The following is a 25871-nucleotide window of genomic DNA, read 5'->3' on the forward strand; positions in this document are numbered from 1 at the left end:
CCCACGGACTACTCAGGAGTCGGGTGGCCCTCGCCCTCCTCGGCCTCGCGACTCCAGGGCTGCAGTAGCATCCGGTCCAGGCGCAACCAGCGCGGGTCGCGGAAGGCATGCAGCCCGATGGTCATGCCCCGGTGGCCATCCCGGGGCTGGGCGCGGTAGGTGCCGAAGAGGCGATCCCACCAGGGCAGGTTGAAGCCGAAGTTGCTGTCGGTCTCGTCGCGATGCCAGGAGTGGTGGACCCGGTGCATGTCCGGGGTCACCACCACCAGGCGCAGCCAACGGTCGAGTCCGGCGGGCAGGCGCACATTGGCGTGATTGAACAGCGAGGTGCCATTGAGCAGCACCTCGAAGAGCAGCACCGCCAGCGCCGGCGCCCCCAGCGCCAGGATCGCCACCAGCTTGATGCCCATCGACAGCAGGATCTCCAGGGGATGAAAGCGCAGCCCGGTGGTCACGTCGATATCCGGGTCGGCATGGTGCATGCGGTGCAGCCGCCACAACAGCGGCACCTTGTGAAAGGCCCAGTGCTGGGCCCAGATCACCCCGTCCAGCGCCACCACCGCCAGCAGCACCGTCACCCAGACGGGCAGCCCCAGCCAGCCCAGCAGCCCCCAGCCCTGCCCCTCCACCCAGGCGCCCATGGCCACCGCTCCGGCGGGAAACAGCAGCCGCACCAGCAGGGTGTCCAGGGCAACGACCCCGGCATTGTTGGCCCAGCGCCACGCCTTGCCCACGGTCAGGGCCCGGCGCGGCGCCAGCACTTCCCAGGCCGCCATGGCCACCAACACGGTGAGAAAGAGGCTCAGCCGGATCAGCGGCTCCTGCCCCAGCAGAGTCTCGGCATTCATGCGGTCACCTTTGCATTGCGCTGCGCCTTGGAACCCGCAGCGGGGGAAGAATTCCCGGGAGGCTAGCGCCGGATGCTAGGATAGGTCGCCTCCCGGAACCAGCGAGTGAGTCCCCATGAAATACCTTGGCGCCCATGTCAGTGCCGCCGGTGGCGTCGACCAGGCGGTGGCCCGCGCCGTGGAGATCGGCGCCGATGCCTTCGCCCTCTTCACCAAGAACCAGCGCCAGTGGCAGGCCAAGCCCCTGGACGAGGCGACCGTCGCCGCCTTCCAGCGCGCCTGCCGGGAGCATGGCTTCGCCCCCAAGCAGATCCTTCCCCACGACAGCTACCTGATCAACCTGGGCCACCCGGATGACGCGGGGCTGCGCAAGTCCCGGGACGCCTTTATCGACGAATTCCAGCGCTGCGAACAGCTCGGCCTCAGCCTGCTCAACTTCCACCCCGGCAGCCACCTGAAGAAGATCAGCGAGGCGGAGTGCCTGAGCCGCATCGCCGACTCCATCAACGAGGCCCTGAGCCGTACCCGGGGCGTCACCGCGGTGATCGAGAATACCGCGGGGCAAGGCACCAACCTGGGCTGGCGCTTCGAGCACCTGGCCGAGATCATCGCCCAGGTGGAGGACAAAGCCCGGGTGGGGGTCTGCCTGGACACCTGTCACGCCTTCGCCGCCGGCTACGACCTGCGCACGGCGGCGGCCTGCACCGCCACCCTGGACGAATTCGAGGCGGTGGTGGGCTTTCAGTACCTGCGCGGCATGCATCTCAACGATGCCAAGAGCGGCTTCGCCAGCCGGGTCGATCGCCACCATAGCCTGGGGCAGGGCAATATCGGCCTGGAGGCCTTTACCACCATCATGCGCGACCCGCGCATCGACGAGATCCCGCTGATCCTCGAGACCATCGAGCCGGCGATCTGGCCGGAGGAGATTCGCTGGCTGCGGGCCCAGCAGCAGACCGCCAGCGCCTGAGGCCGTATCCGAGGGCCAGGCCGTTGACAGCGCCCCCGTCGCGATCGCCATCCAGGGGTTAGGCTAGTCTCGACACCCCTCGTCTGGAGGCTACCCCATGCGCTGGCTACTCGTTCCCCTGCTCTGCCTGCTTGCCGCCCCCCTCTGGGGCCATGCCCGGCTGGTCGATTCGACCCCGGCCCCCGATGGCACCCTGGACGGGGCGGCCCTGATGCTGCACTTCTCCGAGCCCATCCAGCCCCGCTTCAGCGACTTCGTGCTGCTGGATGACGGCGAGCGATGGCGCCTCGAGCCGGAGCTCGACGGGGAGCGCCGGCGAGTGCGCCTGGCACTTCCCGAGGGACTCGCCCCTGGGGCCTATGTGCTGGACTGGCAGGTACTGGCGGAGGATGGCCATACCACCTCGGGTCGGCTCCCCTTCGCGCTGGCCCCCTGATGTTCGCCCCCGACGTGCTCGCCGAACTGCTGCGGCTGGTCGGCGCCACCCTGCTGCTCTGCGCCCTGGGGCAGCAGTGGCTGGGGGAATCGCGCCCCACTCCCCTGACCACCGCCCTGGCCGGCACCCTGCTGCTGGCCTTGGGGAGCCTGGCCCTGCTGCTGGCCACCACCGGGCCCCTGGCCCGACGCCTGGAGGAGCCCTGGCTGCCCCTGACCCTGGAGTACTTGCATATGACCCGCCATGGCCAGGCGCTCTTCACGCCCTTGCTGCCGGCCCTCTATGCCCTGCTGTTGCTGGAGGGACTGCGCGGCGTCACCGCCCCCCGACCACGCCGGGCGCTCTACGCCATGCTGGGCGCCACCCTGGCCACCATTCCGGCCTTGATGGCGGCCGGCGGCCATGCCCTCGGCGCCCCGGGCGGCCACCCGGCGATGCTGGCGCTGATGGTGCACCTGATCAGCGCCCTGGCCTGGATCGCCCTGGTGCTCTGCCTGCTGCTGCGACTGGCTCGCGGAGCGCCCCTCGGAGCGTCGCTATCCAGGGTCGGCAACCTCGCCCTGGCCCTGGTGATCGGCCTGCTGGCCAGTGGCCTGCTGGTCGCCTGGTGGCATGGCGCCCGGCCACCGCTCTCCTCTGCCTATGAGGAACTGCTGCTGGCCAAGCTGGGCCTGCTGGCCGCGGCCCTGGGGGCCGCGGCCTGGAACCGCTTCCGGGAGTTGCCCCGCCCCGACGGCCATGAGCGCAACCTGCGCCGCGTCCTGGGCCTGGAGGCCCTGCTGCTGCTGACGCTGCTGCCCCTGGCGGCCTGGCTGGCCCGGACCCCGCCCCCGACCTGATCCCTGGCTATACTGGGGCGTGGCCCATCCATCAAGGAGCGATGAACCGTGCGCTATCCCCTTATCTTGCTTGCCTCGCTGGCCCTGGCCGGTTGCGCCTTGCACTCCCCGCAGACGGAAGCCCTGCCAAGTGCCGACTACCGCTGTGACGACGGCAGCGAGTTCCATATCGTCTTCGACGATGAGGTCGCCCGCCTCACCCAGGGCGGCGAAACCTATGTCCTGCCGACACAACGCCCCGCCTCCGGCATGTGGTATGCCACCCCCACCCACGAATTCCGTGGCAAGGGCGAGGAGGCCACCTGGACGGTGGGACGGCGGGCGCCCAGTCAGTGCCGGGTCGTACGCTAGGGTTTGTACGAAAAGTCGGCGAGCGATGGCCAGACAAGGCAAAAATCGGCGAAAAGACGGAGTTTACGCGGTGTAAATGAGTACTTTGAGCCGATTTTTAACGCCGTATGGGCGAGCGCAGACAGTTTTCGTACAGAGCCTAACCCATCAAGCAAAAAAAACGCCGCCACCCCGTGGGGTGGCGGCGTGGGCCTTGGCCTGGAGCGCGAAGCGCTTACTTGGTGGCGGCCTTGGCGCTGGTGGCGGTGGCCTTGGAGGCGCTCTTGACGCTCTCTTCCACCAGCTTCTGGCCTTCCTGCAGGAATTCCTGGTTCATGGCCACGACTTTCTCGGCGTCGCCCTTGAAGCGCTCGCTGAGGTCCTTGGCGACCTTCTGCTGGCCTTCCACGTAGCTGCGCAGGCCGTCGGCGTCCTTGACGTCGAGGATGGCGCGGGCCTGGGTCAGGCTCAGGTCGGAGTAGGCCTTGACGGCATCGAACTGGGCGGCCACCAGCTTTTCGGTGTAGTCCAGGCTCAGGGCGGCGTAGGCACGCGCCGGGCCGAAGAACAGGGAATCGAACTGCTGAGCGGCTTGGTCGAAGCTTGAAGTAGACATCGAACACCTCCTGGTGGTCTTTGGCAACGGAGGAAAATCCCTCCTGTTGCGATGCAGCATAGCAAGGTGTTTTGTGCAGTGCAACATCGACTCTTCGACTTTTTTCGTCACCCTCCCCGGGCCCTCTCACGGGGATCACTCGCACTAACGCCTCTCGATCGCAAAAGATAATAATTTTCAATCAATACGTTTCATGAGAGACTGCCGGCGGACCCCCTACTGGCAACCCAGACACACCGCCATGCATGACCTACAGGAACTCCATGCCTTCGTCACCGTGATGGAACACGGCAGTCTCGCGCCCAGCGCCCAGCACCTGGGCGTGGCCAAGTCGACCCTGAGCCGCCGCATCAGCCAGCTGGAGGCGCGCCTGGGCCAGCCCCTGCTGCGCCGCCAGGCCAATCGCCTGATTCCCACCGAGGCGGGGCTACTCTTCCATGGCTACTGCCAGCAGATCCTGGCCCTGGCCGAGCAGAGCCAGCGCCGCCTGGATGAGCTTCGTGAGGAGGTCAGCGGCCAGGTCACGGTACAGGTCCACCAGACCCTGGCCCGCGCCTGGCTGGCTCGGCATATGGACACCTTCCTGGCACGCCACCCGGGGATTCAGCTGACCCTGGGCCACCCGGCCCAGCCGCCGACGGGCCCCGACGAGGAGGCGATCTGGGTCTGGGTGGGCCCCTTGACGGAGTGCGGCCTGCGCCAGGAGACACTGGGACGGCTGACCCAGGGGCTCTATGCCCATCCCGATTACCTGGCCCGCCATGGCACGCCGAGCCACCCCCGGGAGCTGGCCAGCCATGCCTGGGTCGACCTGCTGGGCCTTACCCAGACCGGGCTGCCCCTGCAGCACCCACATCACGGTGACTATCACTTCACCCCACCCCATTCGCGACTCCGGGTCGATCAGAGCACCCTGCATATCGATGCCATCGCCCGCGGCCAGGGCCTGGGGGTAATTCCCCGCTGGCTGGCCGCGGGCCGCGAGGCCCATCATCCCGGCGAGCTGAGCCTATGCCTGCCCGACTGGCAGCCTCCCAGCCTGGCGGTCAGCCTGCTCTACCCCTATGGCCGCCAGTCGCGCAAGGTCACCGCCCTGCTCGACTTCCTGCGTCAACGGGTGCCATCGGCCTGGCGCGGCGAGGAGCCCCCGGCAATCGCCGATCCCTCCTCCGCCGCCCTGGCCCCGCCTCAGCGGTCGCTACATCACTGAGGCCCGTCCTCAGCGGTAGGCATCCTCCAGGTCGCTGACCCGCAGCGCCCGGCGCCCCAGGCCATCGTACAGGTCCAGCATCCGCTCGACCCAGGCATGGACCGGGTCGGCATTGGAGACCAGGTCGGCGTTGGAGACACAGCGCGCCCACATAAAGGCGCCGAAAACCAGGTAATCGGCGGCGCCCGGCGCCATGCCATCCAGGTAGTCGCTGCCGTCCAGGTGCCCCCGCAGCGGCTCCAGGGCCTGGTCGAGCTGGGCCAGGCCACGCACCGGGGAGTGGAACTCCTCCAGGCTACGTCCGAAGCGCTTCTCGCGGCTGGCGCGGAAGTAGTCCCGATCACCGGGATCCACCGCCTGGTAGAGGTCCATGATCACGGTACGCATGATGGCCGGCGCCAGGGCTCGCTCCGCATAGTGCTTGAAGAAACGCGCCCTGGCCTCGGTCACCCCCTCCCCCAGTAGCGGCGCCTGGGGATAGGTGCGCTCCAGGTAGCGCAGGATTTCGTAGCTGTCGCCGATCACCGCCTCGCCATCCACCAGTACCGGCACCGCGCCCTGACCGGAGAAGGCCAGGGCCTCCTTGTCCCGGTAGCACCAGGGACGCGTCCGGTAGTCGAGCCCCTTGTGGGCCAGGGCGCACTTGACCCGCCAACAGTAGGGCGAGAAACGCAGCCGCTCGTCGCGGCCACGCAGGTCGTAGAGCCATCGCGTCATGCCTACCTCCTGAGTAGTGCCAATTACCGGAAAGACGTCATCGCATCCAGACTATCCTCGTCACCAGGGCGTCGCCATTCCGAACAAGAAAATGAGTTCACCAAACATCAACCTGACCCGCGACCATCGGTCGCAGCCCTCCCCAGCCCGAGAGGCCTGACTGAGCGCTTTCATGACTGGAATTCCCGCCCCAAGCGTGTACATTGGAAATAATTTCCATCAAATAATTAAGGATGAATGCTTACGCCCACTGGGCTCATCGCATCATGCCTACTTTTTCCGGTGCCCCATACCATTTCCAACTTCGACAACTCCAAGGAGACTCAAGCATGCAAACCAAAGCCGTACTCGGACTCAAGGAGGTCAATGCCATCCTCGATGCCGCCCAGCACGAGGCCGAGGCCAATGGCTGGTGCATCACCGTCGCCGTCGCCGACGACAGCGGCGAGCTGCTGGCCCTGCGCCGCCTGGACGGCGCCGCCCCCATGACCGCCATGGTCAGTGCCCAGAAGGCGCGCACCGCGGCACTGAGCCACAAGGAGACCCGGGTCTTCGAAGACATGATCAACGGCGGGCGCAACGCTTTTCTTTCCGCCCCCTTGCAGGGCCTGCTGGAAGGCGGCGTGCCGGTGGTGATCGACGGCCGGGTGATCGGCGCCGTGGGCGTCTCCGGGGTCAAGTCCGACCAGGACGCCCAGGTGGCCAAGGCGGGTATCGCCGCCATTATCTAAGCCTGAACCGTTCCTCGAGAGACGACACCGCCCCCGCTGCCAGGCAGCGGGGGCGGTGTCTTTTGGGGCGTCGCTAACGGCGCTTCAGCTCGCCATGGAGCGCCCGGAGAATGGAATAGCACATCAGCAGCATGACAATGGAGAAGGGAATCGCCGTGGCGGTGACCCCCGCCTGCAGGGCCGAGAGACCGCCGCCGAGCAGCAGCACGATGGCGATCAGCCCCTCCACCGTGGCCCAGAACATGCGCTGCGGGCGCGGCGCATCGATCTTGCCGCCGGCGGTGATGGTGTCGATCACCAATGAGCCGGAATCCGAGGAGGTGACGAAGAAGACCAGCGCCAGGATGATGCCCAGGGTCGCCATCAGCCCGGTCAGCGGCAGCTCGTTGAGCATGCCGAACAGCGACAGCTCCGGGCTGTAGCTGTCGATCACATAGGCCTTGACTAGGCTGTTGTCGGGATCGGCATAGAGCTGCTCCAGGGCGGTGGCGCCGAACACCCCCATCCAGATAAAGATGAACAGGCTGGGAATCAGCAGCACGCAGACCACGAACTCGCGCACCGTGCGGCCCCGGGAGACCCGGGCGATGAACATGCCGACGAAGGGCGCCCAGCTCACCCACCAGGCCCAGTAGAAGACGCTCCAGGCCTGGCGGTAGGCGTCGTCGTCACGGCCGAAGGGCGCCGAGAGCGGCAGAAACTCCTTTGCATAGGTGGTAAGCCCGGTCCAGAAACCGCTCAGGGCCACCAGGGTGGGGCCCGCGAAGAGCACGAAGCCGAAGAACAGCACCGCGAGCACCATGTTCCACTCGGAGAGCTTCTTGACCCCGCCGTCGAGCCCCCGCCATACCGAGACCAGGGCCACCGCCGTCACCGCCAGGATGATGATCACCTGGGCGGTGGCACTGACCTCCAGGCCGAAGACGAAGTTCATCCCCGCATTGGCCTGCTGGGCACCGAGGCCGAGCGAGGTGGCCAGGCCGAAGAGGGTCGAGAAGACCGCCAGGATATCGATGGCATGCCCCCACCAGCCCCAGACCCGTTCGCCGAGGATCGGATAGAAGGCCGAGCGGATCGAGAAGGGCAGCCCCTTGTTGTAGGTGAAGAGCGCCAGGGCCAGGGCCATCACCACATAGACCGCCCAGCCATGCAGGCCCCAGTGCAGGTAGGTGCCGGCCAGGCCCATCGCCGTGGCCTCGGCGATCGCCTCCGGGTCGAGGGTCCCGTCGGCGCCGAAGGGCGAGGCGATGCCCAGGGGCAGGGAGACGTTGGCATGGTAGACCGGCTCCAGCACGCCGAAGAACAGCAGGCCGATACCGATGCCGGCGGCGAACAGCATGGCGAACCAGGAGAGGTAGCCGTATTCCGGCTGCGCCCCGGGCCCACCCAGGCGCACCGCCCCATAGGGCGAGACCACCAGGCCAATACAGAAGAGGATAAAGAAATCCACCAGGCCCATGAAATACCAGTCGAGGCGGGTAGTGGTGAAGGCGACGATGGACTGGAAGAGGCTTCCCGCCCGCTCCGGGAGCAGCAGGGTCAGGATGATAAAGACCAGGGAGGCGAATGCCGAGACGACGAAGACCCGGTTATGGATATCGAAGCCGATGGGGCCGAGTTGCCCCTCGATATTGTCCTGGCCGACCACATAGTCGGTCTGCATATCACTGGTCGCGGCGTGTGAGGCCGGCTCATTCGTATCGCTCATCGTCAATCCTCGACACCATGATAAGAGCCAGTCTAGGCGCCTTCCCGAGCGGCGTCGCAGGGGCTTGCCAACGCCTCTTGGCCGCTCCAGCCGACGTCCTCGGGGCCCGAGGAGCTAATTAGCCTCCTCACAAATTGCCGCGTATGATTCCAGGTCACTGATGACTGCTTCGAGGGCTCCGCGGCTCTCCCCTGTCGAGGTCTCCATGCCACTGCTCTATCTGCTGCCGCCGCTGGGCACCGTGCTGATCTGGTCCGGCAATATGACCATCAACCAGCTCACCGTGGGCGCCATCGCCCCCAGCTCCATCGCCTTCCTGCGCTGGCTGCTGGCCCTGCTCGTCCTCACCCCTTTCCTGCTGCCCGCCGCCTGGCAGGCCCGGGCCACGATTCGCCGGGAGTGGCCCAAGCTCGCCGTGCTGGGCGCCCTGGGCATGGGGCTCTGGCAGGGGCTGGCCTACGTGGCCGCCGAGACCACCAGCGCCACCAATATGGGCATCCTCGCCGCCATGGTGCCGCTACTCACCGTGCTGCTCAGCGCCCTGATCCTGCGCGAGCCCCCCAGCCTGGGCGGCGTGGTCGGCGGCATCGTCGCCCTGCTCGGGGTGCTGGTGCTGCTGGGCCAGGGCGACCCGCGCAGCCTGCTGGCCCTGGAGGTGGCCAAGGGCGATGCGCTGATGGTGGTGGCCGCCACCTGCTATGCCGCCTACGGGGTGATGCTCAGGCGCTGGTCCCTGGGACTCTCGCCCTGGGTGCTGCTCTATGCGCAGATCTGTTTCGCGGTCCTGCTGCTGTTGCCGGGCTACCTGCTTGGCCCCATGACCCCGGTGGATGGGAGCAATGTAGGGCTGATCCTCTATGCCGGCATCCCCGCCTCCATCATCACCACCTTCCTGTGGATGCGCGCCATCGGCCAGATCGGCGCCAGCAAGGCGAGCATCTTCATCAACCTGATGCCGCTGTTCAGCGCTCTGATCGCCATGGCCTTCCTCGGCGAACGCCTGGGTCTCCACCATCTGCTGGGGGGCGGCCTGACGCTGGCCGGGGTGATCATGGCTCAGACATTGACCCGGCCACTGCGCGCCGCGCCCGAAACCACTCAAGGCTATCGCAATTAGCTTTGTGGCCCGGGGCTATCCTGGAGGCAGGCTGTCGCGGGGCGCTGTGAACCCCTCCCTGGGCGCTACTTTTGTCATCCATGGCAAAAAACCCCCGCTCCATCTTGCCTCCAGTGCCCCTCAGCCATTCCAACCGCGATAGCCCTACGAGACGGCCGCCGCGGCTCGCGGCGAGCCGCGGCGGCCATGTTAGACTCCGCTTGATTCCCACCGCTCAGGAGCCGCCGCCATGTCCCTCGACGAACTGCACCTCAACCTGCGCAACCTGACCGTGGAGGACTATCCCCAGCTCAAGACGCTGATGGACAAGGTCTATGACGACATCGGCGGGGCCTGGCCCAAGCTCACCATCGACAAGCTGGTGCAGGAGTTCCCCGACGGCCAGCTGGTGATCGAAGACGACGAGGTGATCGTCGGCGTGGCCCTCACCGCCCTGGTGGACTACGACACCTTCTCCAACCCCCACCGCTATGACGACCTGATCGGCTCCCGGGAGGTGATCCTCAACGAGCCGGAGGGCGACGCCATGTACGGCCTGGACGTGCTGATCGACCCGGCCTACCGGGGCTATCGCCTGGGTCGCCGCCTCTACGAGGCGCGCAAGGAGCTGTGCCGCTCGATGAACCTGCGGGCGATCCTCGCCGGCGGGCGCATCCCCCAGTACCACGAATACGCCGACGACCTCTCCCCCAGCGAGTACATCGACAAGGTGGCCCGCCGCGAGCTCCACGACCCCATCCTCTCCTTCCAGCTGGCCAACGACTTCCAGGTCAAGCGGCTGCTGCGCAAGTACCTGCCGGAGGACGAGAAGTCCCAGGGCTTCGCCACCCTGCTGGAGTGGAACAATATCCTCTTCGAGCCCGCCGAGCGGGTGCTGGAGTCACGCAAGACCCAGGTACGGGTGGGCGCCGTGCAGTGGCAGATGCGCGAATTCGACTCGGTGGAATCGGTGCTCCAGCAGGTGGAGTACTTCGTCGACGCCCTGTCCGGCTACCAGAGCGACTTCGCGGTCTTCCCGGAGCTCTTCAATGCCCCGCTGATGGGCCTCCAGGATCGCGCCGCCCAGCAGGATCAGATGGCCGCCATCCGCTTCCTGGCCGGCTTCACCGAGCAGTTCAAGAGCGAGCTGTCGCGCATGGCGGTGGCCTACAACATCAATATCATCGCCGGCTCCATGATCGAGGCGGGCGAGGACGACCGCCTCTACAACGTCAGTTACCTGTGCCACCGGGACGGCACCCTGGAGAGCCAGCACAAGCTGCATATCACCCCCCAGGAGCGCCGCGACTGGGTGATCGAGGGCGGCGACGAGCTGCGCGTCTTCGACACCGATGCCGGCCGGGTCGGCATCCAGATCTGCTATGACGTGGAGTTCCCGGAACTGTCGCGGCTGCTCGCCGAGCAGGAGATGGATATCCTCTTCGTGCCCTTCTGGACCGACACCAAGAACGGCTACCTGCGAGTGCGCCACTGCGCCCAGGCCCGGGCCATCGAGAACGAGTGCTATGTGGTGCTGTGCGGCAGCGTCGGCAACGTGCCCTCCATCGAGAACCTGGACATCCAGTACGCCCAGTCCTCGGTCTTCTCGCCCTCCGACTTCGCCTTCCCCCACGACGCCGTGCTGGCGGAGACCACCCCCAACACCGAGATGATCATGTTCTCGGACCTGGACCTGACCCGCCTCACGGTGGTGCGCAACGAGGGCTCGGTGACCAACCTCAAGGATCGCCGCAAGGACCTCTTCGACCTGCGCCTGCGCGACTGGAGCTGGAAGTCCGGGGGCCGGCAGGAGGAGGCCTGAGGCCATGCTCGGGCGTCTGCGCCAGTGGCGGGAGAAGCGCTTCGCGGCCCGCCACCCCTTCCCCGACACCGCCTGGGCCGAGGCCCGGGCGCGGCTGCCGCTGCTCGCCGCCTTGAGTGAACCCGAGGCCGAGGCGCTGGGACGGCGCGCCTGGCATTTCGCCCACCACAAGCGCTTGAGCCTGCATCCCGATCTCGCCACGACGACGCCCTTCGACCTGCCCGCCCAGCTGGCCCTGGCCGCCCAGGCCTGCCTGCTGACCCTGGGCTGGTCGGAAGCCGAGCATCTGGAGGCCTTCGCCAATGTCCACGAGATCCTGATCCTCCCCGAGGCCTTCCAGCGTCGAGTGGAGGAGATGGACGAGGCCGGGGTGATGCACGAATACGACGACGAGCGGGCCGGCGAGACCTCCTACCAGGGTCCGGTGGTGGTGGCCTTCCCCGACCTGATGGAGAGCGGCGACTTCTCGGGCTTCAATGTGCTGATCCACGAGCTGGCCCATAAGCTCGATCTGGGCAATTCCCAGGACGTGGACGGCTTCCCGCCGCTGCCCCGGGAGCTGGACGCCCGGCGCTGGCACCGCGAATTCACCGCCGTCTGGGACGATCTCCAGGCGCACCTGGCCCGCGGCGAACAGACGCCCATCGATGACTACGCCGCCAGCCACCCGGGCGAATGCTTCGCGGTCTGCTGCGAGTACTTCTTCACCGCCCCGGATACCCTGAGCGCCACCTACCCCGGCCTCTATGGCCTGCTGCGGGACTACTTCCGCCAGGATCCCCTGCGCCGGCTGCCAGAGGCCGCCCCCCCACCCCCAGGAGAGACCCCATGACCCAGCGAATCGCGGTACTGGCCGGCGACGGTATCGGCAAGGAGGTGATGCCCGAGGGACTGCGCGCCCTGGCGGCCGCGGCGCGGCGCTTCGGTATCGACCTGGCCTTCGAGACCTTCGATTTCGCCAGCTGCGACTACTACGCCGAACACGGCCAGATGCTGCCCGACGACTGGTTCGAGACCCTGAAGGACTTCGATGCCCTCTTCTACGGCGCCGTGGGCTGGCCCGAGACGGTGCCCGACCATGTGTCGCTATGGGGCTCGCTGTTGCAGTTCCGCCGCCGCTTCGATCAGTACATCAACCTGCGCCCCTGCCGCCTGCTGCCCGGCATCAGGAGTCCGCTGGCGGGCCGCGAGCCCGGCGATATCGACTTCTATGTGGTGCGCGAGAACACCGAGGGGGAGTACTCCAGTGTCGGCGGCAAGATGTTCGAGGGCACCGAGCGGGAGATCGTCATCCAGGAGACGGTGATGACCCGCCAGGGCACCGACCGGGTGCTGAAGTTCGCCTATGAGCTGGCGGCCTCCCGTCCCAGGAAGAAGCTCACCTCGGCCACCAAGTCCAACGGCATCAGTATCACCATGCCCTGGTGGGACGCGCGGGTCGCCGAGATGGGCCAGCGCTACCCGGAGGTGGCGGTGGATCAGTTCCATATCGATATCCTCACCGCCAACTTCGTGATGCACCCGGACTGGTTCGACGTGGTGGTGGCCAGCAACCTCTTCGGCGATATCCTCTCCGACCTGGGTCCCGCCTGCACCGGCACCATCGGCGTGGCACCCTCGGCCAATATCAACCCGGAGGGCAGCTTCCCCAGCCTCTTCGAGCCGGTCCACGGCAGCGCCCCGGATATCGCCGGCAAGGGAATCGCCAACCCCATCGGCCAGATCTGGTCCGGGGCCATGATGCTCGAGCACCTGGGTCACCCGGCCGCCGCCGAGGCCATCGTCGCCGCCTTCGAGGCGGTACTGGCGGAGGGCGACAAGGGCCTCCTGACACCGGATATCGGAGGTACCGGCACCACCGAGACCCTGGGCCGGGCCATCGCCGAGCGGATCTGATTCCCGTTGGGCCTGCGGCAAAGGGTCACTGCCTGGGCGGGTGAAAAAGCGACGACCTTAAACCATAGTTATATGGTTATAACCATTAAAACTGTCGCATCCTTGCCAGGTACGCCATATCGCCCAGGAGTGCTCTCATGTCCGACCCTCGCCACCCTCCGCTCGGCCTGAGCCGGCGCCAGCTCCTCAAGTGGGGGGCCGGGGTCGGTGCCGCCGGCCTGCTGACCACCACCAGCGCCCAGGCCCGCCCGATCGAGTCGCGGGCCCATATCGTCATCCTTGGCGGAGGAGCCGGGGGCATGGCCATGGCCAACCGCCTGGCCAACCGCACCCGGGGCACCACCATCACCCTGGTGGAACCCCGCGAGATCCATCACTACCAGCCGGGCTGGACCCTGGTGGCCTCCGGGGTGTGGAACGCCGACAAGACCCTGCGACCCAATGCCGATTTCGTGCCCGCCGGCATCCGCTGGGAGCGCCAGGCCGCCACCGCCATCGATGCCGAGTCGCGGCGGGTCACCCTGGCCAGTGGGGAGGTGCTGGCCTATGACGCCCTGGTGGTGGCCACCGGCCTGCAGCTCAATTACCACCTGATCGAGGGCATGTCACCGGAGCTGGTGGGCAGCCACGGCATCGGCAGCGTCTACGCCAGCATCGATGCCGCCAGCCGCACCAACCGGGCCATCGAGGCATGGATTGCCCAGGGCGGCGGCCGCGGCCTCTTTACCGCCGCGCCCACCCCGGTGAAGTGTGCCGGCGCGCCCCTCAAGATGACCTTCACCACCCTGTCGCGGCTCGAGGTTACCGGCCAGCGGGACGCCTTCCAGGTGGACTATATGGCGCCGGGCAATGCCCTGTTCAGCCAGCCCTGGGTCAATGACTTCGTCAAGCAGCGCTTCGACGAGCAGGGCGTCAACCGTTACCACCAGTATCGGCTGTCGGCCATCGACCCGGGGGCCCGCCAGGCCACCTTCACCCGGGTCGACCGGGAGGCCCAGTTCACCTCCCATCACGAGCTGCGCGAGGAGGAGTTCCGGCGTCCCGAGGGGCTCACCGAGGTGATCGACTACGACTTCATCCATGTGGTGCCGCCCATGAGCGCCCCGGACTTCGTCAAGCAGAGCGCCCTGATCGCCCAGGAGGGCCCCTTCGCCGGCGAGTGGCTGGACGTGGACATTCACACCATGCAGCACAACCGTTACCCGGAGGTCTTCGGCATCGGCGATGTGATCGGCGCGCCGATCAACAAGACCGCCGCCAGCGTCAAGGCGCAGGCCCCGGTGGTGGAGGCCAATCTGCTGGCACACCTGCAGGAGCAGCCCCTGCAGGCCCGCCACAACGGCTATACCTCCTGCCCGCTGATCACCGGGATCGGCAAGGCCATGCTGGTGGAGTTCGGCTATGACAATAACCTGGACTTCCTGCCCTCCTTTCCCTTCATCGACCCCCGGGACGAGTCCTGGGCGGCCTGGGTGATGAAGGATCGCATGCTGCAACCGGCGTACTACGCCGTTCTGGAAGGCCAGGCCTGAGGAGACCGCCCCATGACCCTTTCCGGTGTTATCACCATCCTGATGTATGCCCTGGCCCCCTTCGCGTGGCTGATCGTGCTGGGCCTGGCGGTATTGCTCGGCGTGCAGCTGGTCGCCCATCTCAAGGGCTATCGGCTGTTCGCCTACCGCTGCCTGGGCGCCAACCTGGTGGCCCTGATGATCGGCCTCTCCACTCTCTGGTGGCTGCCCCTGGCGACCCACTCACGGCTCGCCTATGTGGCCACCGTCACCGACTGGGTGGCGCTGATCGGCGCGGCGATCGGGGTCGGCATGCTCGCCTGGCTGGTGCTCACCCCCCTGAGTTACCTGGTGCGCGGCCGGCGCTCCTGAATCGACCAACGGTAGCGGCATCCCCCGACCAGCACCCGATCATCCACCGGCAGGCGACGGGCGCCGCCGCTACCCCACCCCAGATCGCTCGGCGTACCCAGCGCCGGGAGCGGCCAGTTGCCAGGCCACCTGCCGTGGCGCCCGGGCGTATCCGCCATGGGAGCCTTTCGCCCTCCTTGGGAATCCATGCCTAGAAGAGCGGTGCCCATCGCCCTATGCTGCCTTGGTCAGGGTCCCGGTCAGCATCGGATCCCCGACGGTGGCGGAGTTACAGGATGGCACCGGCTTTTTCATCACGTCGACGCCGCCCCTTGTCGTGGCCAGCAAAGCTGGTGATGGTGCCAGGGCTCCCGGCGGTTTCCCCTGCCGCCGGCACAGAACGACAAGCACAGAAGGCACCCTATGCTCAGTCAATGGATCGATCTCACCCTCGCCGAGCAGGCCCTCGAGGCCGAGGGCCGGTTGCCCTTCGGCCACTACCGCCTGCACGCCCCGGGCCTACTGGAACTGATCCCCAGCGAGCGGCAATCCCAGGCCCGGGCCTGCGTCATCTCGGTGGGCGTGCATGGCAACGAGACCGCGCCGATCGAGCTGCTGGGTGAATTGCTGTCACGCCTGGAGACTGGCCACCTGCGCCTCGGTGCGCCGGTCCTGTTGATCCTCGGCAACCTGCCGGCGATTCGCCTTGGCGAGCGCTTCATCGATACCAACCTCAACCGCCTCTTCCAGCGCGGTCAGGACCGCCAGGGCGACGAGCCCGAGCGGGCCCGTACCCTGATGGCGGCGGTGGACGCCTTCTACGCTCGCCACGCCGAGCTGCCACGCCTGCACTACGACCTGCATACCGCCATCCGTGACAGCCGCTTCCCGCGCTTCGCGGTGGAACCCCATGCCGAGGCCGTCACCGGTGCCGAGCAGTGGCGCTGGCTGGCCGCCGCCGGCCTCCAGGCGGTGCTGCATCAGCATCAGCACAGCTGGACCTTCTCTCACTACTCCAAGCACTATCACGGCGCCCAGGCCTTCACCCTGGAGCTGGGCAAGGTGGCGCCCTTCGGCGAAAACGACCTGGGCGCCCTGCGTCCCATGCGCGCCCTGCTCGAGGCCCTGGTGGAGGGCCGCGAGCCACCGGGGCAAGCCCCCGCCGCCATGGCCTTCTTCCGGGTCGAGCACGAGCTGATGCGTCACTCCCCGGAGTTTTCCCTGCACTTCGCCGACGATACCGCCAACTTCACCGAATTCGCCCCGGGCAGCCTGCTGGCCAGCGACGCCGAGGCCGGTGACTTCCGGGTCGGCGAGACGCCCCTGGCGGTGGTCTTCCCCAATGCCAAGGTGGAGATCGGCGCCCGCGCCGCCCTGCTGGTCAGGCCCAGCCCGGTGCCGGAGGCTAGCGCCTAACGCTGAGCAACCACCCCAGAGCAGAAAATAAAACTGAAACACAACAATAAGTTAGAGGATAGCTACTCATGCACCCTGCCTTCTCTCTAGACGAAAGTCGTATATCGCCGACTCGCGCCCATTCTGCCAGGGGCTGCCCAGGCTGGTAGAATCGCCAGCCTTTCGCATCCGCCATGCTGAAATCGCCATCCCCGGATGGCCATCCCGACCTGGAGCCGAGTTATGGCCGCAACGCCGTTACCGCTGGAAGTTCGTAATATCAAGAAACGCTTCGGCGACACCGAGGTCCTCAAGGGCCTCTCCCTGCAAGCCAAGAAAGGCGACGTCATCACCCTGATCGGGGCCTCCGGCTCCGGCAAGAGTACCTTCCTGCGCTGCATGAACCTGCTGGAACAGCCCGACGAGGGCGACCTGATCGTGCATGGCGAGGAGATCCGCTTCAAGCACACCAAGCATGGCCGCGAGCCCGCGGACTGGAAGCAGGTGGTGCGCATGCGCGCCAAGCTCTCCATGGTCTTCCAGGGCTTCAACCTCTGGTCGCACATGACCCTGCTGGAGAACATCATCGAGGCCCCGGTGCATGTACTGGGTCGGCCCAGGAAGGAGGCGATCGAGCAGGCCAAGGCGCTGCTCGAGCGGGTCGGCCTGTCGCACCGCGCCGATGCCTACCCGGCGCAGATGTCCGGCGGCCAGCAGCAGCGTGGCGCCATCGCCCGGGCCCTGGCCATGGACCCGGAGGTGATGCTCTTCGACGAGCCCACCTCGGCGCTCGACCCGGAACTGGTGGGCGACGTGCTCAAGGTGATGCGCGACCTGGCCGAGGAGGGGCGCACCATGGTGGTGGTGACCCACGAGATGAGCTTCGCCCGGGACGTCTCCAGCCAGGTGATCTACCTGCACCAGGGCCTGGTGGAGGAGGCCGGCGCGCCCCACGACGTGCTGAACAACCCGCAATCGCCGCGCCTCAAGCAGTTCCTGGCGCCCAAGTACTGAGCGGGAGACGACCATGCTAGACCTTCACGGCTACGGCCCGCGGCTGCTGGAAGGCGCCGGGGTCACCCTGCAGCTGGCGATCCTGTCGCTGATCCTGGCCCTGGTACTGGGCCTGTTGGCGGCCAGTGCCAAGATGTCCCGCAACTGGCTGCTGCACAAGACCGCGACCCTCTACACCACCATCATCCGCGGGGTCCCCGACCTGGTGCTGATGCTGCTGCTGTTCTTCGGCGGTCAGATGGCGCTGAACGCGGTCACCGACCTGATCTACGACCACACCGGGGTCGATCTATTCATCAACCTCAACGCCTTCGCCGCCGGGGTCCTGACCATCGGTTTCATCTTCGGCGCCTATATGTGCGAGACCTTCCGCGGCGCCTTCCTGGCCGTGGAACACGGCCAGATCGAGGCGGGCAAGGCCTACGGCATGAGCAACTGGCTGGTGTTCCGGCGCATCCGCTTCCCGCAGATGATGCGCCATGCCCTGCCGGGGCTCTCCAACAACTGGATGGTGCTGCTCAAGACCACCGCTCTGGTCTCGATCATCGGCCTGACGGACATGGTACGGGTCGCCGCCGAGGCCTCCCGCGCCACCCATGAGCCCTTCACCTTCCTGATCCCGGTGGCGGCCATCTACCTGTTGATCGCCAGCGCTTCCGAGTGGGCCTTCGCCCGCCTGCAGAAACGCTACGACGTCGGCTTCGGGGAGCATTGATCATGGAACTGACCACCTGGCTCAACGAGCTGCTATCCGACAACCTGATCTTCACCCCCCAGACCCTGGGCTACTACTGGGAAGGCCTGGTCACCACCACCCAGCTGGTGTTCCTGTCGCTGCTGGCCGGCCTGGTGCTGGCGGTGCCCCTGGCCATCGGGCGCAGCTCCGGGAAGCGCTGGATCAGCCTGCCGATCTACGCCTACACCTACGTGTTCCGCGGCACTCCGCTGCTGATCCAGCTCTACATCATCTACTACGGGGTGGTGTTCTTCGACGGCATCCAGGAGACCTTCCTGTGGCCGATGCTGCGCGAGGCCTTCTACCCGGCGCTGATCGCCTTCACCCTCAATACCGCGGCCTATACCACCGAGATCTTCCGTGGTGCCATCAAGGCGACTCCCAGGGGCGAGATCGAGGCGGCCCGGGCCTACGGCATGTCCCAGGCGCTGATGATGCGCCGCATCATCCTGCCCAGCGCCTTCCGTCGCGCCCTGCCGGCCTACGGCAACGAGGTGATCTTCATGCTCCACGCCAGCGCCATCGCCAGCGTGGTGACCCTGATGGACCTCACCGGGGCGGCGCGTTTCGTCTATGCGCGCTTCTATGCCCCCTTCGAGGCCTTCCTGTTCGTGGCGGTGATCTACCTGTGCCTGACCTTCGCGATTCTCTACCTGTTCCGCTACCTGGAGAAACGCCTGCTGGCCCACCTGAAGCCGGCGTGAAACCGCCGGCCTGAACCCAGGGGTCCGGGCCGGCGTCAAACAAACGTTGGGAAATTGGCCCTTGCCCTCTTCCGGGGTTCGCCAAGCTGCGCTACCGTGGCCTTGATCGATACCCCGGTTCAATCCCCTATAACAACAGGGAAACACACCATGAAAAAACTGCTTACCATCTCGCTCCTCGGCGCCGCCATGGTAGCCGGCACCGCCCAGGCCCGCGACTATGATCACGTACGCTTCGGCGTCGACGTCCCCTACGAGCCCATGGAGTACCGCACCCCGGAAGGCGAGCTGACCGGCTTCGATATCGACCTGGGCAACGCCCTCTGTGCCGAGATGGGCGTCACCTGCGAGTGGATCGAACAGGAGTGGGACGGCATCATCCCCGGCCTGCTGGCGCGCAACTACGACGCCATCATGTCCTCCATGTCCATCAACGATGAGCGCCGCCAGACCGTGCTCTTCTCCGACTCCTACATCACCATCCCCGGCGCCTGGTTCGCCCCCGCCGGCAGCAGCCTGGAGGAGATCAGCGAGGAGAGCCTGGCCGGCAAGAGCATCGGCGTGCAGCGTGGCACCACCTACGACAACTACGCCACCGATGCCTACGGCAGCCTCGCCACCATCAACCGCTACTCCACCGCCGACGACATGGTGCTGGACCTGGAGGCGCAGCGCCTGGACATCGTCTTCCTCGAGTTCGTGGTCGGCCAGTCCACCCTGCTCGACAACGATGACGGCGACTACCGGGTCGTCGGCGAGATGGTCACCGAGCCCGAGGAGTACTTCGGTGAGGGCTTCGGCATCGCCTTCCGCCAGCGTGACACCGCCCTGGCCGAGCGCTTCAACGAGGCTCTGGCCACCCTCAAGGAAGACGGCACCTACGACGAGATCTTCCAGCGCTACTTCGGCGACGAGTAAGCGCCAGGCGGCGGGCGGCTTGACAGGCCGCCCGCCATCTCCGAGAGTTAAGGGGTCATTCGACAGGGTCCGCCCATGTACCCGAGCTTCTCCCAGACACACCACGCCGAGATAGCCTACCGCTGCGACTTCGACAGCTTCTATCTCAGCGAATGGTTCGACGAATAGCCTTCCCCTCCGGCCGTCCTGGCCGCGGGTCCGCCTCGCCTGTTCCGGCAAGCGCGTGACCCACTAGCCTGTCGTCACTCGCTGACGACCGCGGGTTTCCCGCCCATACGCATCCGACGCCTCACCGCCGCCATCGGGCCGGCGTGACTCGATCGCGTGTGTTGCCGGCCCCCAGGCTATGCGTGGCGCCATGCCACCCCCGTCCAGTCACGTGCCCACTCCGTCCACGATCGCATCGTGGCCTTGGCGTGGCCGTGCGCTGGATTCCCTGACCCGATCGCCCCTGGCGATAACAACAACCATCGACGAATCCTTCCCTGGAGGACCTACCATGCGTTCACTGCCTCTGTTGCTGGCCGCCACCCTCGGTGCCACCCTGACCCTGGGCCACGCCCAGGCCCGCGACTATAGCGAGGTCCGCCTCGGCGTGGACCTGCCCTACGAACCCTTCATGTACCGCCAGCCCGACGGCGAGCTGGCCGGCTTCGAGATCGAGCTGGGCAACGCCGTCTGCGACTACCTGGAGATCCAGTGCACCTGGGTGGAACAGGACTGGGACGGCATCATCCCCGGCCTGATGGCGCGCAACTATGACGCCATCATGTCCTCTATGGCGATCACCGAGGAGCGGGCCCACCAGGTGCTCTTCTCCGAGCCCTACTACACCACCCCCAGTGCCTGGATCGCCCTCGCCGGTCGCCCCATCGACATCAGTGACCGGGAGAGCCTGGAAGGCCTCACCGTGGGCGTCCAGCGCGCCACCCTGCAGGACAACTACGTCTCGGAGCTCTACGGCGACGTGCTGGAGATTCGCCGCTACACCGGTGTCGGAGACGTGATTACCGACCTGCGGGCCGGGCGCCTGGACCTGACCTTCATGGACTACCCCATCGCCGAGGCGGCCATCGACATCGATACCGAGGGGAGTGACTTCTGGCGCATCAGCGACTTCATCAAGGAGCCGGCGCATATCTTCGGCCAGGGCGTCGGCGTGGCTTTCCGCCAGCGCGACACCGCCCTCGCCGAGCGCTTCAACGAGGCCCTGGCGGCCCTCAAGGAAGATGGCACCTATGATGAGATCATGAACCGCTACTTCAGCTACGACATCAAGCTCTAAGCCCACCGCCCACCCCGATGACGCCGGCCGAGGCCGGCGTCATCGTGCAACCATGGAAGTGACCATGCTGACCCTACTGACCCATGCCCGGCTCTTCGCCCCCGAGCCGCTGGGACTCTGCCAACTGCTGATCAGCGACCGGCGCATCGCCGCCATCGCCCCCATGGGGACGCCCCTGGCCAGCGGCCCGGCGATCACGGTGATCGACCTGCAAGGGCGTCGGGTGATTCCCGGCCTGGTGGATCCCCTGGTGCACTTCATCGGCGGCGGCGGCGAAGGCGGCTTCGGCCAGCGCACCCCGGAGCTGAGCCTGGCCGAGGCCCATGCCTCCGGGGTTACCACCCTGGTCGGTGCCCTCGGCACCGACGCGGTGACCCGCACCCCCGCCAACCTGCTGGGCAAGGCCCGGGAACTGAGCGCCGGCGGCCTCAGCGCCTACTGTTACACCGGCTCCTACCAGCTGCCGCCGGCCACCCTCACCGGCACCCTGCGCGAAGACATCCTCTTCGTGCCGGAAGTGCTCGGCGTCGGCGAGGTGGCGATCAGCGACCACCGCGGCTCCCAGCCCTCCACGGCGGAGCTGATCCGCCTCACCGCCGAAGCCCGCACCGCCGGCCTGCTGGCCGGCAAGGCGGGCATCGTCTTTATCCATACCGGGGACGCCGAGACGCACCTGGAACCGCTGCGGGCGGTGGCCCGGGAGAGCGCCCTGCCCCTGGCCCAGTTCTACCCCACCCATATCAACCGCACCGAGGCACTCTTCGAGGATGGCCTGCGCTTCGCCCGGGAGGGGGGCCGCATCGACTTCACCACCAGCACCACACCGGAACTGCTCGCCGATGGCGAAATCCCCGCCGCTGCCGCCGTGGCTCGGGCCCTGGAGGCGCGGATCGAGCCCTCCCGGCTCAGCCTCTCCTCGGATGCCAATGCCTCCCTGCCGCGCTTCGATGCCCAGGGCCGCTTCCTGGGCCTGGAACCGGGCCGCCTGGGCAGCCTTTTCGAGACCCTGGGCGAGTGCATCGAGGGGCATGGCATCGCCCCGGAGCTGGCCATCGCCATGGCCAGCCAGCATGCCGCCGCGGCCCTGGGCCTCACGCACAAGGGGCGCCTGGAAGCGGGCCGGGATGCGGACCTGCTGGTGCTCGACGAGACCCGCTGGCGCCTCGATGAGGTGTGGGCCCTGGGCCGGCGGATTCACCGCCGCGACTGAGCGACGCCGCGTCCGGCGCTTCGGCCCATCAGGCGCTGTCTCGTTAGCCGTGGGCACCGGGCAGATGGGCGCCCTCCCCCGGGTCGGGTAGCTCATCCTCGCCCAGGGGCCGGGAGAGCTCGCGAAGGATGCCGCAGGCTTCGGCCTCGGACTCGCCGTTGCAGCGTGCCCGCAGGGTCACCAGGGCCGTTTCCAGGGCCTGGAGCTGGCGAATTCGCGCCGCCACATGGGCCAGGTGGGCGTCGATCAGCCCATTGACCTCGTGGCAGGGTCGCTCCGGGTGGTCGTGGTAGGCCAGCAGGGTGCGAATCTCCTCCAGGGTCATATCCAGGGCACGGCAGTGGCGAATAAAGGCCAGCCGCTCGGCGTGGCGCTCGCCGTACTGGCGGTAGTTGGCGGCGCTGCGGGCGGGGGCCGGCAGGAGTCCCTCCCGCTCGTAGTAGCGAATGGTCTCCACGCCGCAGCCGCTCTGGCGGGCCAGTTCTCCGATACGCATCCTCGTCCTCCTCGGTGTATCCCCCGGGCTTCCCTCTCCCCTTGACCCTGTAGTGGCTACAGGGTGTGTACTTCGAGCCTACCCCAAGCTCACCAGGGAGTCATACGGATGACCACCTCCTGCTGCGGCGGCCGCCCCACGGCGACCACCGACATGACGCCGCTGCCCGACGATGATCGGACCCTGCGCCTGCATATCGCCGCCATGGACTGTCCCACCGAGGAGGCGCTGCTGCGCCGCGCCCTGGCCGACGAACCAGGCATCCTGGCGCTGCGCTTCGACCTGATCCGCCGGGTGCTGACCGTCGCCCACGACGGCGCCGACGAGGCCAGCATCCAATCACGGATCGCCGCCACCGGCATGAGTGCCGAACCACTGGAGGATGCGACCACGGAGGCACCGCCCTCGCCACCCGCCGAGGGCTGGGGCCGGCTGGGCCTGGCCGCCGGCCTGGCGCTGACCGCGGAGTTGCTGCACTGGTTCGCCCCGGCCCTTGGCTGGGCGCCGCCCCTGCTGGCCCTGGCCGCCATCGGCCTGGCCGGGCTGGCCACCTGGAAGAAGGGCTGGATCGCCCTGCGCCACCGCAGCCTGAATATCCACGCGCTGATGAGCGTGGCGGTGACCGGGGCCCTGCTGATCGGCCAATGGGCGGAGGCGGCCATGGTGCTGGTGCTCTTCACCCTGGCCGAGCGCATCGAGGCGCGCTCCCTGGGCCGCGCCCGGGACGCCATCCGCGGCCTGCTCGACCTGGCCCCCGCCACGGCCCGCCAGCGCCAGGACGACGGCGACTGGCGGGAGGTGGCCGCCGAGGCGGTGCCCATCGGCAGCCGGGTGCGGGTGCGCCCCGGCGAGCGGGTGCCCCTCGATGGCGAGATCCTCAGCGGCCGCAGCGCCCTGGACGAGTCGCCCATCACCGGCGAGGGGCTACCCCGGGACAAGGGCCCAGGGGATGTCGTCTTCGCCGGCACCATCAACCAGCAGGGGGAGTTCGACTACCGCACCACCCGCGGGGCCGACGACACCACCCTGGCGCGGATCATCCATGCGGTGGAGGAGGCCCAGGCCAGCCGCGCCCCCACCCAGCGCCTGGTGGATCGCTTCGCCGCCGTCTATACCCCCCTGGTATTCGCCCTGGCCATCGTCACCGCCCTGGCCTGGCCACTGTTCGGCGGCGCCTGGACGGAGGGCCTCTACCGGGCCCTGGTGCTGCTGGTGATCGCCTGCCCCTGCGCCCTGGTGATCTCCACCCCGGTGACCATCGTCAGCGGCCTGGCCGCGGCGGCCCGGGCCGGCATCCTGATCAAGGGGGGGCACTTCCTGGAGCAGGGCCATCGCCTGGCCTGGCTGGCCTTCGACAAGACCGGCACCCTGACCGAGGGCAAGCCTAGACTGCACCACTGGCAGGCCTGGGACACACACGGCTCGGGCCAGGTCCACGCGCCGTTGGCCCTCGCCCTGGCCGGCCGCTCCAATCACCCGGTCTCCCGGGCCCTGGCCGAGGCACTATCCAAAGAGTTATCCGGGGAGCTATCCAAAGAGCCATCCAACGGGCCGGCCGACATGCCGGACGCCATCACCGAACGCCCCGGCCTGGGCGTGGAGGCATGCCTCGGCGAGCGCCGACTCTGGCTCGGCAATCGTCGCCTGGCGGCGGAGCATGGCGTGGAGGCGAGTCTCCTGGAGGCGCGCCTGGCGCCCCTGGAGGCCCGGGGGCAGAGCCCGGTGATCCTCGGCGAGGCCGACCGTCCCCTGGCACTGTTCGCCGTCAGCGATCCCCTCAAGGCCGGCAGCCGCGAGGCGATCGCCGCCCTGCACCGATTGGGCATCCAGACCCTGATGCTCTCCGGCGACAACCGCCACAGCGTGGCCGCCATCGCCGCCGAGGCCGGCATCGACGAGGCCCGGGGGGAGCTGCTCCCGGAGGACAAGCTGCGCCTGATCGAGGCGAAGGCGAGTCAGGCCAGCATCGGCATGGTCGGCGACGGTATCAACGACGCCCCGGCCCTGGCCCGGGCCGATATCGGCTTCGCCATGGGCGGCGCCGGCAGCGACGCCGCCATCGAGACCGCCGATGTGGCGCTGATGGACGACGACCCACGCAAGCTGCCGCGCTTCGTCACCCTCTCCCGGGCCACCCGGCGGGTGCTGATCCAGAACATTACCTTCGCCATCGCCATCAAGGTGCTCTTCCTGGGGCTCGCCTTCAGCGGCCACGCCACCCTGTGGATAGCGGTCTTCGCCGATATGGGCGCCAGCCTGCTGGTGGTGGCCAACGGCCTCAGACTGCTAAAGCAGGCTCCGGATAAATAGCTTATCGGGGTGTCCGCTCCAATTGGACCACTTCACTCCATGGCTGCCCGGGTCAGACCCATCATCTGCTGTCGCCGTTCCGCCTCTCCCATGTAGTACATGGCCTCGACATCGCCCACTTCCGCGGCTTGCCGAAGATAGGGCATGGCCGCCGTGGAATGTCCGATATTATAGAGCCGCATCCCCTCGTTCTTGGCGGCCTGGGTCTCGAGCTCCAGGGCCAAGGCGCTTATCGGAAGCACCAGCAGGACGATGAGCAGCAGGCGTTGCATAGGTCCCGGCATAATCGATCAGTAGCCAAAGCGCGGGGGGAAATTGGAAAGTGGGGGAGTACGGTATGCCCAGTCTCTCGCTAGAGCTTCTGCCTCTTCCCGTTTATTTTCCATAAGAACACCTGAATTCTCTTCAAGGACCCACTCGGCCGTTTCATTACCTGTCTCCTCCAGTACAGCTAACGCTATCCCCCACCCTACTGAAATATCTCTATCGGAGTCACACATAGGGTCGTAGCTAGGGTCCAAGTGACAGAATGCAACCCATAAACGAGCATCAAGATGACCTCCCTCAGAAGCTTGACTGATCCACTCCCAAGCCTCGTCATATTGATATTGATGGCTTAGAGTTTCCGATAGCTGATGCATCGCCGGCACATAGCCCTGCTCCGCCGCTTGGCGGAGCCATTCCTCCGCGGCGCCAAGCCGGCGGCTATTGGTCAGATACCA

26 protein-coding genes and 1 pseudogene are annotated in these 25871 nt (G+C 67.2%); 20 read left to right on the forward strand and 7 right to left on the reverse strand.

Annotated features, from left to right (window positions below; translation table 11 throughout):
* Positions 1-8: 8 nt before the first annotated feature.
* Positions 9-848, reverse strand: a complete 840-nt coding sequence (locus IHD13_RS10790) for a sterol desaturase family protein (protein WP_195861051.1) — start codon at positions 846-848, stop codon at positions 9-11.
* A gap of 115 nt (positions 849-963) precedes the next feature.
* Between IHD13_RS10790 and nfo the strand changes: the two genes are divergently transcribed.
* The 4 genes from nfo (at position 964) to IHD13_RS10810 (ending at position 3444) form a co-directional block, all read left to right on the forward strand.
* Entirely contained in the window at positions 964-1818 is an 855-nt protein-coding gene (gene nfo / locus IHD13_RS10795) for a deoxyribonuclease IV (RefSeq protein WP_195861052.1), read from the forward strand.
* A 97-nt stretch (positions 1819-1915) separates the two neighbouring features.
* Positions 1916-2254, forward strand: coding sequence for a copper resistance CopC family protein (locus IHD13_RS10800; protein ID WP_195861053.1), 339 nt, complete (start codon positions 1916-1918; stop codon positions 2252-2254).
* Entirely contained in the window at positions 2254-3093 is an 840-nt protein-coding gene (locus tag IHD13_RS10805) for an NrsF family protein (RefSeq protein WP_195861054.1), read from the forward strand. Before IHD13_RS10800 ends, IHD13_RS10805 begins: the two co-directional genes overlap by 1 nt.
* Before the next feature lie 48 nt (positions 3094-3141).
* Positions 3142-3444 carry an MliC family protein gene (locus IHD13_RS10810; RefSeq protein WP_195861055.1) on the forward strand — a complete coding sequence of 101 codons (303 nt, stop codon included), beginning with the start codon at positions 3142-3144 and terminating at the stop codon, positions 3442-3444.
* Positions 3445-3658: 214 nt separating this feature from the next.
* Here the strand turns inward: IHD13_RS10810 and IHD13_RS10815 are convergent, their stop codons facing one another.
* Complete coding sequence (locus IHD13_RS10815) at positions 3659-4039, reverse strand: phasin family protein (protein ID WP_195861056.1); 381 nt, start codon at positions 4037-4039, stop codon at positions 3659-3661.
* Between the two features lie 241 nt (positions 4040-4280).
* On the opposite strand from IHD13_RS10815, the gene IHD13_RS10820 reads away from it, so the two are divergent.
* Positions 4281-5249: a LysR family transcriptional regulator gene (locus tag IHD13_RS10820; protein WP_195861057.1), complete on the forward strand. Its 969-nt coding sequence runs from the start codon at positions 4281-4283 to the stop codon at positions 5247-5249.
* Between the two features lie 9 nt (positions 5250-5258).
* Here IHD13_RS10820 and IHD13_RS10825 read toward each other — a convergent pair whose 3' ends face one another.
* Positions 5259-5966 (reverse strand): glutathione S-transferase N-terminal domain-containing protein, encoded by a 708-nt coding sequence (locus tag IHD13_RS10825; protein ID WP_195861058.1) that lies wholly within the window; start codon positions 5964-5966, stop codon positions 5259-5261.
* Positions 5967-6295: 329 nt separating this feature from the next.
* On the opposite strand from IHD13_RS10825, the gene IHD13_RS10830 reads away from it, so the two are divergent.
* Positions 6296-6697, forward strand: a complete 402-nt coding sequence (locus IHD13_RS10830) for a GlcG/HbpS family heme-binding protein (RefSeq protein ID WP_195861059.1) — start codon at positions 6296-6298, stop codon at positions 6695-6697.
* A gap of 73 nt (positions 6698-6770) precedes the next feature.
* Here the strand turns inward: IHD13_RS10830 and IHD13_RS10835 are convergent, their stop codons facing one another.
* The gene (locus IHD13_RS10835; protein WP_195861060.1) at positions 6771-8405 is read right to left on the reverse strand and encodes a BCCT family transporter; all 1635 of its coding nucleotides are present in this window, start codon (positions 8403-8405) and stop codon (positions 6771-6773) included.
* A 205-nt stretch (positions 8406-8610) separates the two neighbouring features.
* Between IHD13_RS10835 and IHD13_RS10840 the strand changes: the two genes are divergently transcribed.
* From IHD13_RS10840 to iadA, 13 genes are all read left to right on the forward strand, one after another.
* A complete protein-coding gene (locus IHD13_RS10840) occupies positions 8611-9522 on the forward strand; it encodes a DMT family transporter (protein ID WP_195861061.1) in 912 nt (303 codons plus the stop codon).
* Positions 9523-9751: 229 nt separating this feature from the next.
* The gene (locus tag IHD13_RS10845) at positions 9752-11323 is read left to right on the forward strand and encodes a bifunctional GNAT family N-acetyltransferase/carbon-nitrogen hydrolase family protein (RefSeq protein WP_195861062.1); all 1572 of its coding nucleotides are present in this window, start codon (positions 9752-9754) and stop codon (positions 11321-11323) included.
* 4 nt (positions 11324-11327) lie between these two features.
* A complete protein-coding gene (locus IHD13_RS10850) occupies positions 11328-12155 on the forward strand; it encodes a zinc-dependent peptidase (RefSeq protein ID WP_195861063.1) in 828 nt (275 codons plus the stop codon).
* Positions 12152-13219, forward strand: coding sequence for a tartrate dehydrogenase (locus tag IHD13_RS10855; protein ID WP_195861064.1), 1068 nt, complete (start codon positions 12152-12154; stop codon positions 13217-13219). The genes IHD13_RS10850 and IHD13_RS10855 overlap by 4 nt, the downstream gene beginning before the upstream one ends.
* Before the next feature lie 137 nt (positions 13220-13356).
* Positions 13357-14751 (forward strand): FAD-dependent oxidoreductase, encoded by a 1395-nt coding sequence (locus IHD13_RS10860; protein ID WP_195861065.1) that lies wholly within the window; start codon positions 13357-13359, stop codon positions 14749-14751.
* 12 nt (positions 14752-14763) lie between these two features.
* A complete protein-coding gene (locus IHD13_RS10865) occupies positions 14764-15102 on the forward strand; it encodes a hypothetical protein (RefSeq protein WP_195861066.1) in 339 nt (112 codons plus the stop codon).
* Between the two features lie 402 nt (positions 15103-15504).
* Positions 15505-16497 carry a succinylglutamate desuccinylase gene (astE, locus tag IHD13_RS10870; protein WP_195861067.1) on the forward strand — a complete coding sequence of 331 codons (993 nt, stop codon included), beginning with the start codon at positions 15505-15507 and terminating at the stop codon, positions 16495-16497.
* Between the two features lie 222 nt (positions 16498-16719).
* Positions 16720-17490 (forward strand): ABC transporter ATP-binding protein, encoded by a 771-nt coding sequence (locus IHD13_RS10875; RefSeq protein ID WP_195861068.1) that lies wholly within the window; start codon positions 16720-16722, stop codon positions 17488-17490.
* 13 nt (positions 17491-17503) lie between these two features.
* A complete protein-coding gene (locus IHD13_RS10880; protein ID WP_195861069.1) occupies positions 17504-18205 on the forward strand; it encodes an ABC transporter permease in 702 nt (233 codons plus the stop codon).
* Positions 18206-18207: 2 nt separating this feature from the next.
* Complete coding sequence (locus IHD13_RS10885; protein ID WP_195861070.1) at positions 18208-18930, forward strand: ABC transporter permease; 723 nt, start codon at positions 18208-18210, stop codon at positions 18928-18930.
* Positions 18931-19080: 150 nt separating this feature from the next.
* A complete protein-coding gene (locus IHD13_RS10890; RefSeq protein ID WP_195861071.1) occupies positions 19081-19848 on the forward strand; it encodes a transporter substrate-binding domain-containing protein in 768 nt (255 codons plus the stop codon).
* 499 nt (positions 19849-20347) lie between these two features.
* The gene (locus IHD13_RS10895; protein WP_195861072.1) at positions 20348-21133 is read left to right on the forward strand and encodes a transporter substrate-binding domain-containing protein; all 786 of its coding nucleotides are present in this window, start codon (positions 20348-20350) and stop codon (positions 21131-21133) included.
* A 64-nt stretch (positions 21134-21197) separates the two neighbouring features.
* Complete coding sequence (iadA, locus tag IHD13_RS10900; RefSeq protein WP_195861073.1) at positions 21198-22343, forward strand: beta-aspartyl-peptidase; 1146 nt, start codon at positions 21198-21200, stop codon at positions 22341-22343.
* A 43-nt stretch (positions 22344-22386) separates the two neighbouring features.
* Here iadA and cadR read toward each other — a convergent pair whose 3' ends face one another.
* Positions 22387-22839: a Cd(II)/Pb(II)-responsive transcriptional regulator gene (cadR, locus tag IHD13_RS10905; protein ID WP_195861074.1), complete on the reverse strand. Its 453-nt coding sequence runs from the start codon at positions 22837-22839 to the stop codon at positions 22387-22389.
* Positions 22840-22947: 108 nt separating this feature from the next.
* On the opposite strand from cadR, the gene IHD13_RS10910 reads away from it, so the two are divergent.
* On the forward strand, positions 22948-25149 hold the full coding sequence (locus tag IHD13_RS10910) for a heavy metal translocating P-type ATPase (protein WP_195861075.1): 2202 nt from the start codon (positions 22948-22950) through the stop codon (positions 25147-25149).
* A 32-nt stretch (positions 25150-25181) separates the two neighbouring features.
* Here the strand turns inward: IHD13_RS10910 and IHD13_RS10915 are convergent, their stop codons facing one another.
* On the reverse strand, positions 25182-25421 hold the full coding sequence (locus IHD13_RS10915) for a hypothetical protein (RefSeq protein WP_230086251.1): 240 nt from the start codon (positions 25419-25421) through the stop codon (positions 25182-25184).
* An 18-nt stretch (positions 25422-25439) separates the two neighbouring features.
* Positions 25440-25871, reverse strand: a pseudogene (locus IHD13_RS18210) (tetratricopeptide repeat protein); the annotation flags it as partial.

Source organism: Halomonas sp. 328, assembly GCF_015645095.1.
Taxonomy (GTDB): Bacteria; Pseudomonadota; Gammaproteobacteria; order Pseudomonadales; family Halomonadaceae; genus Bisbaumannia.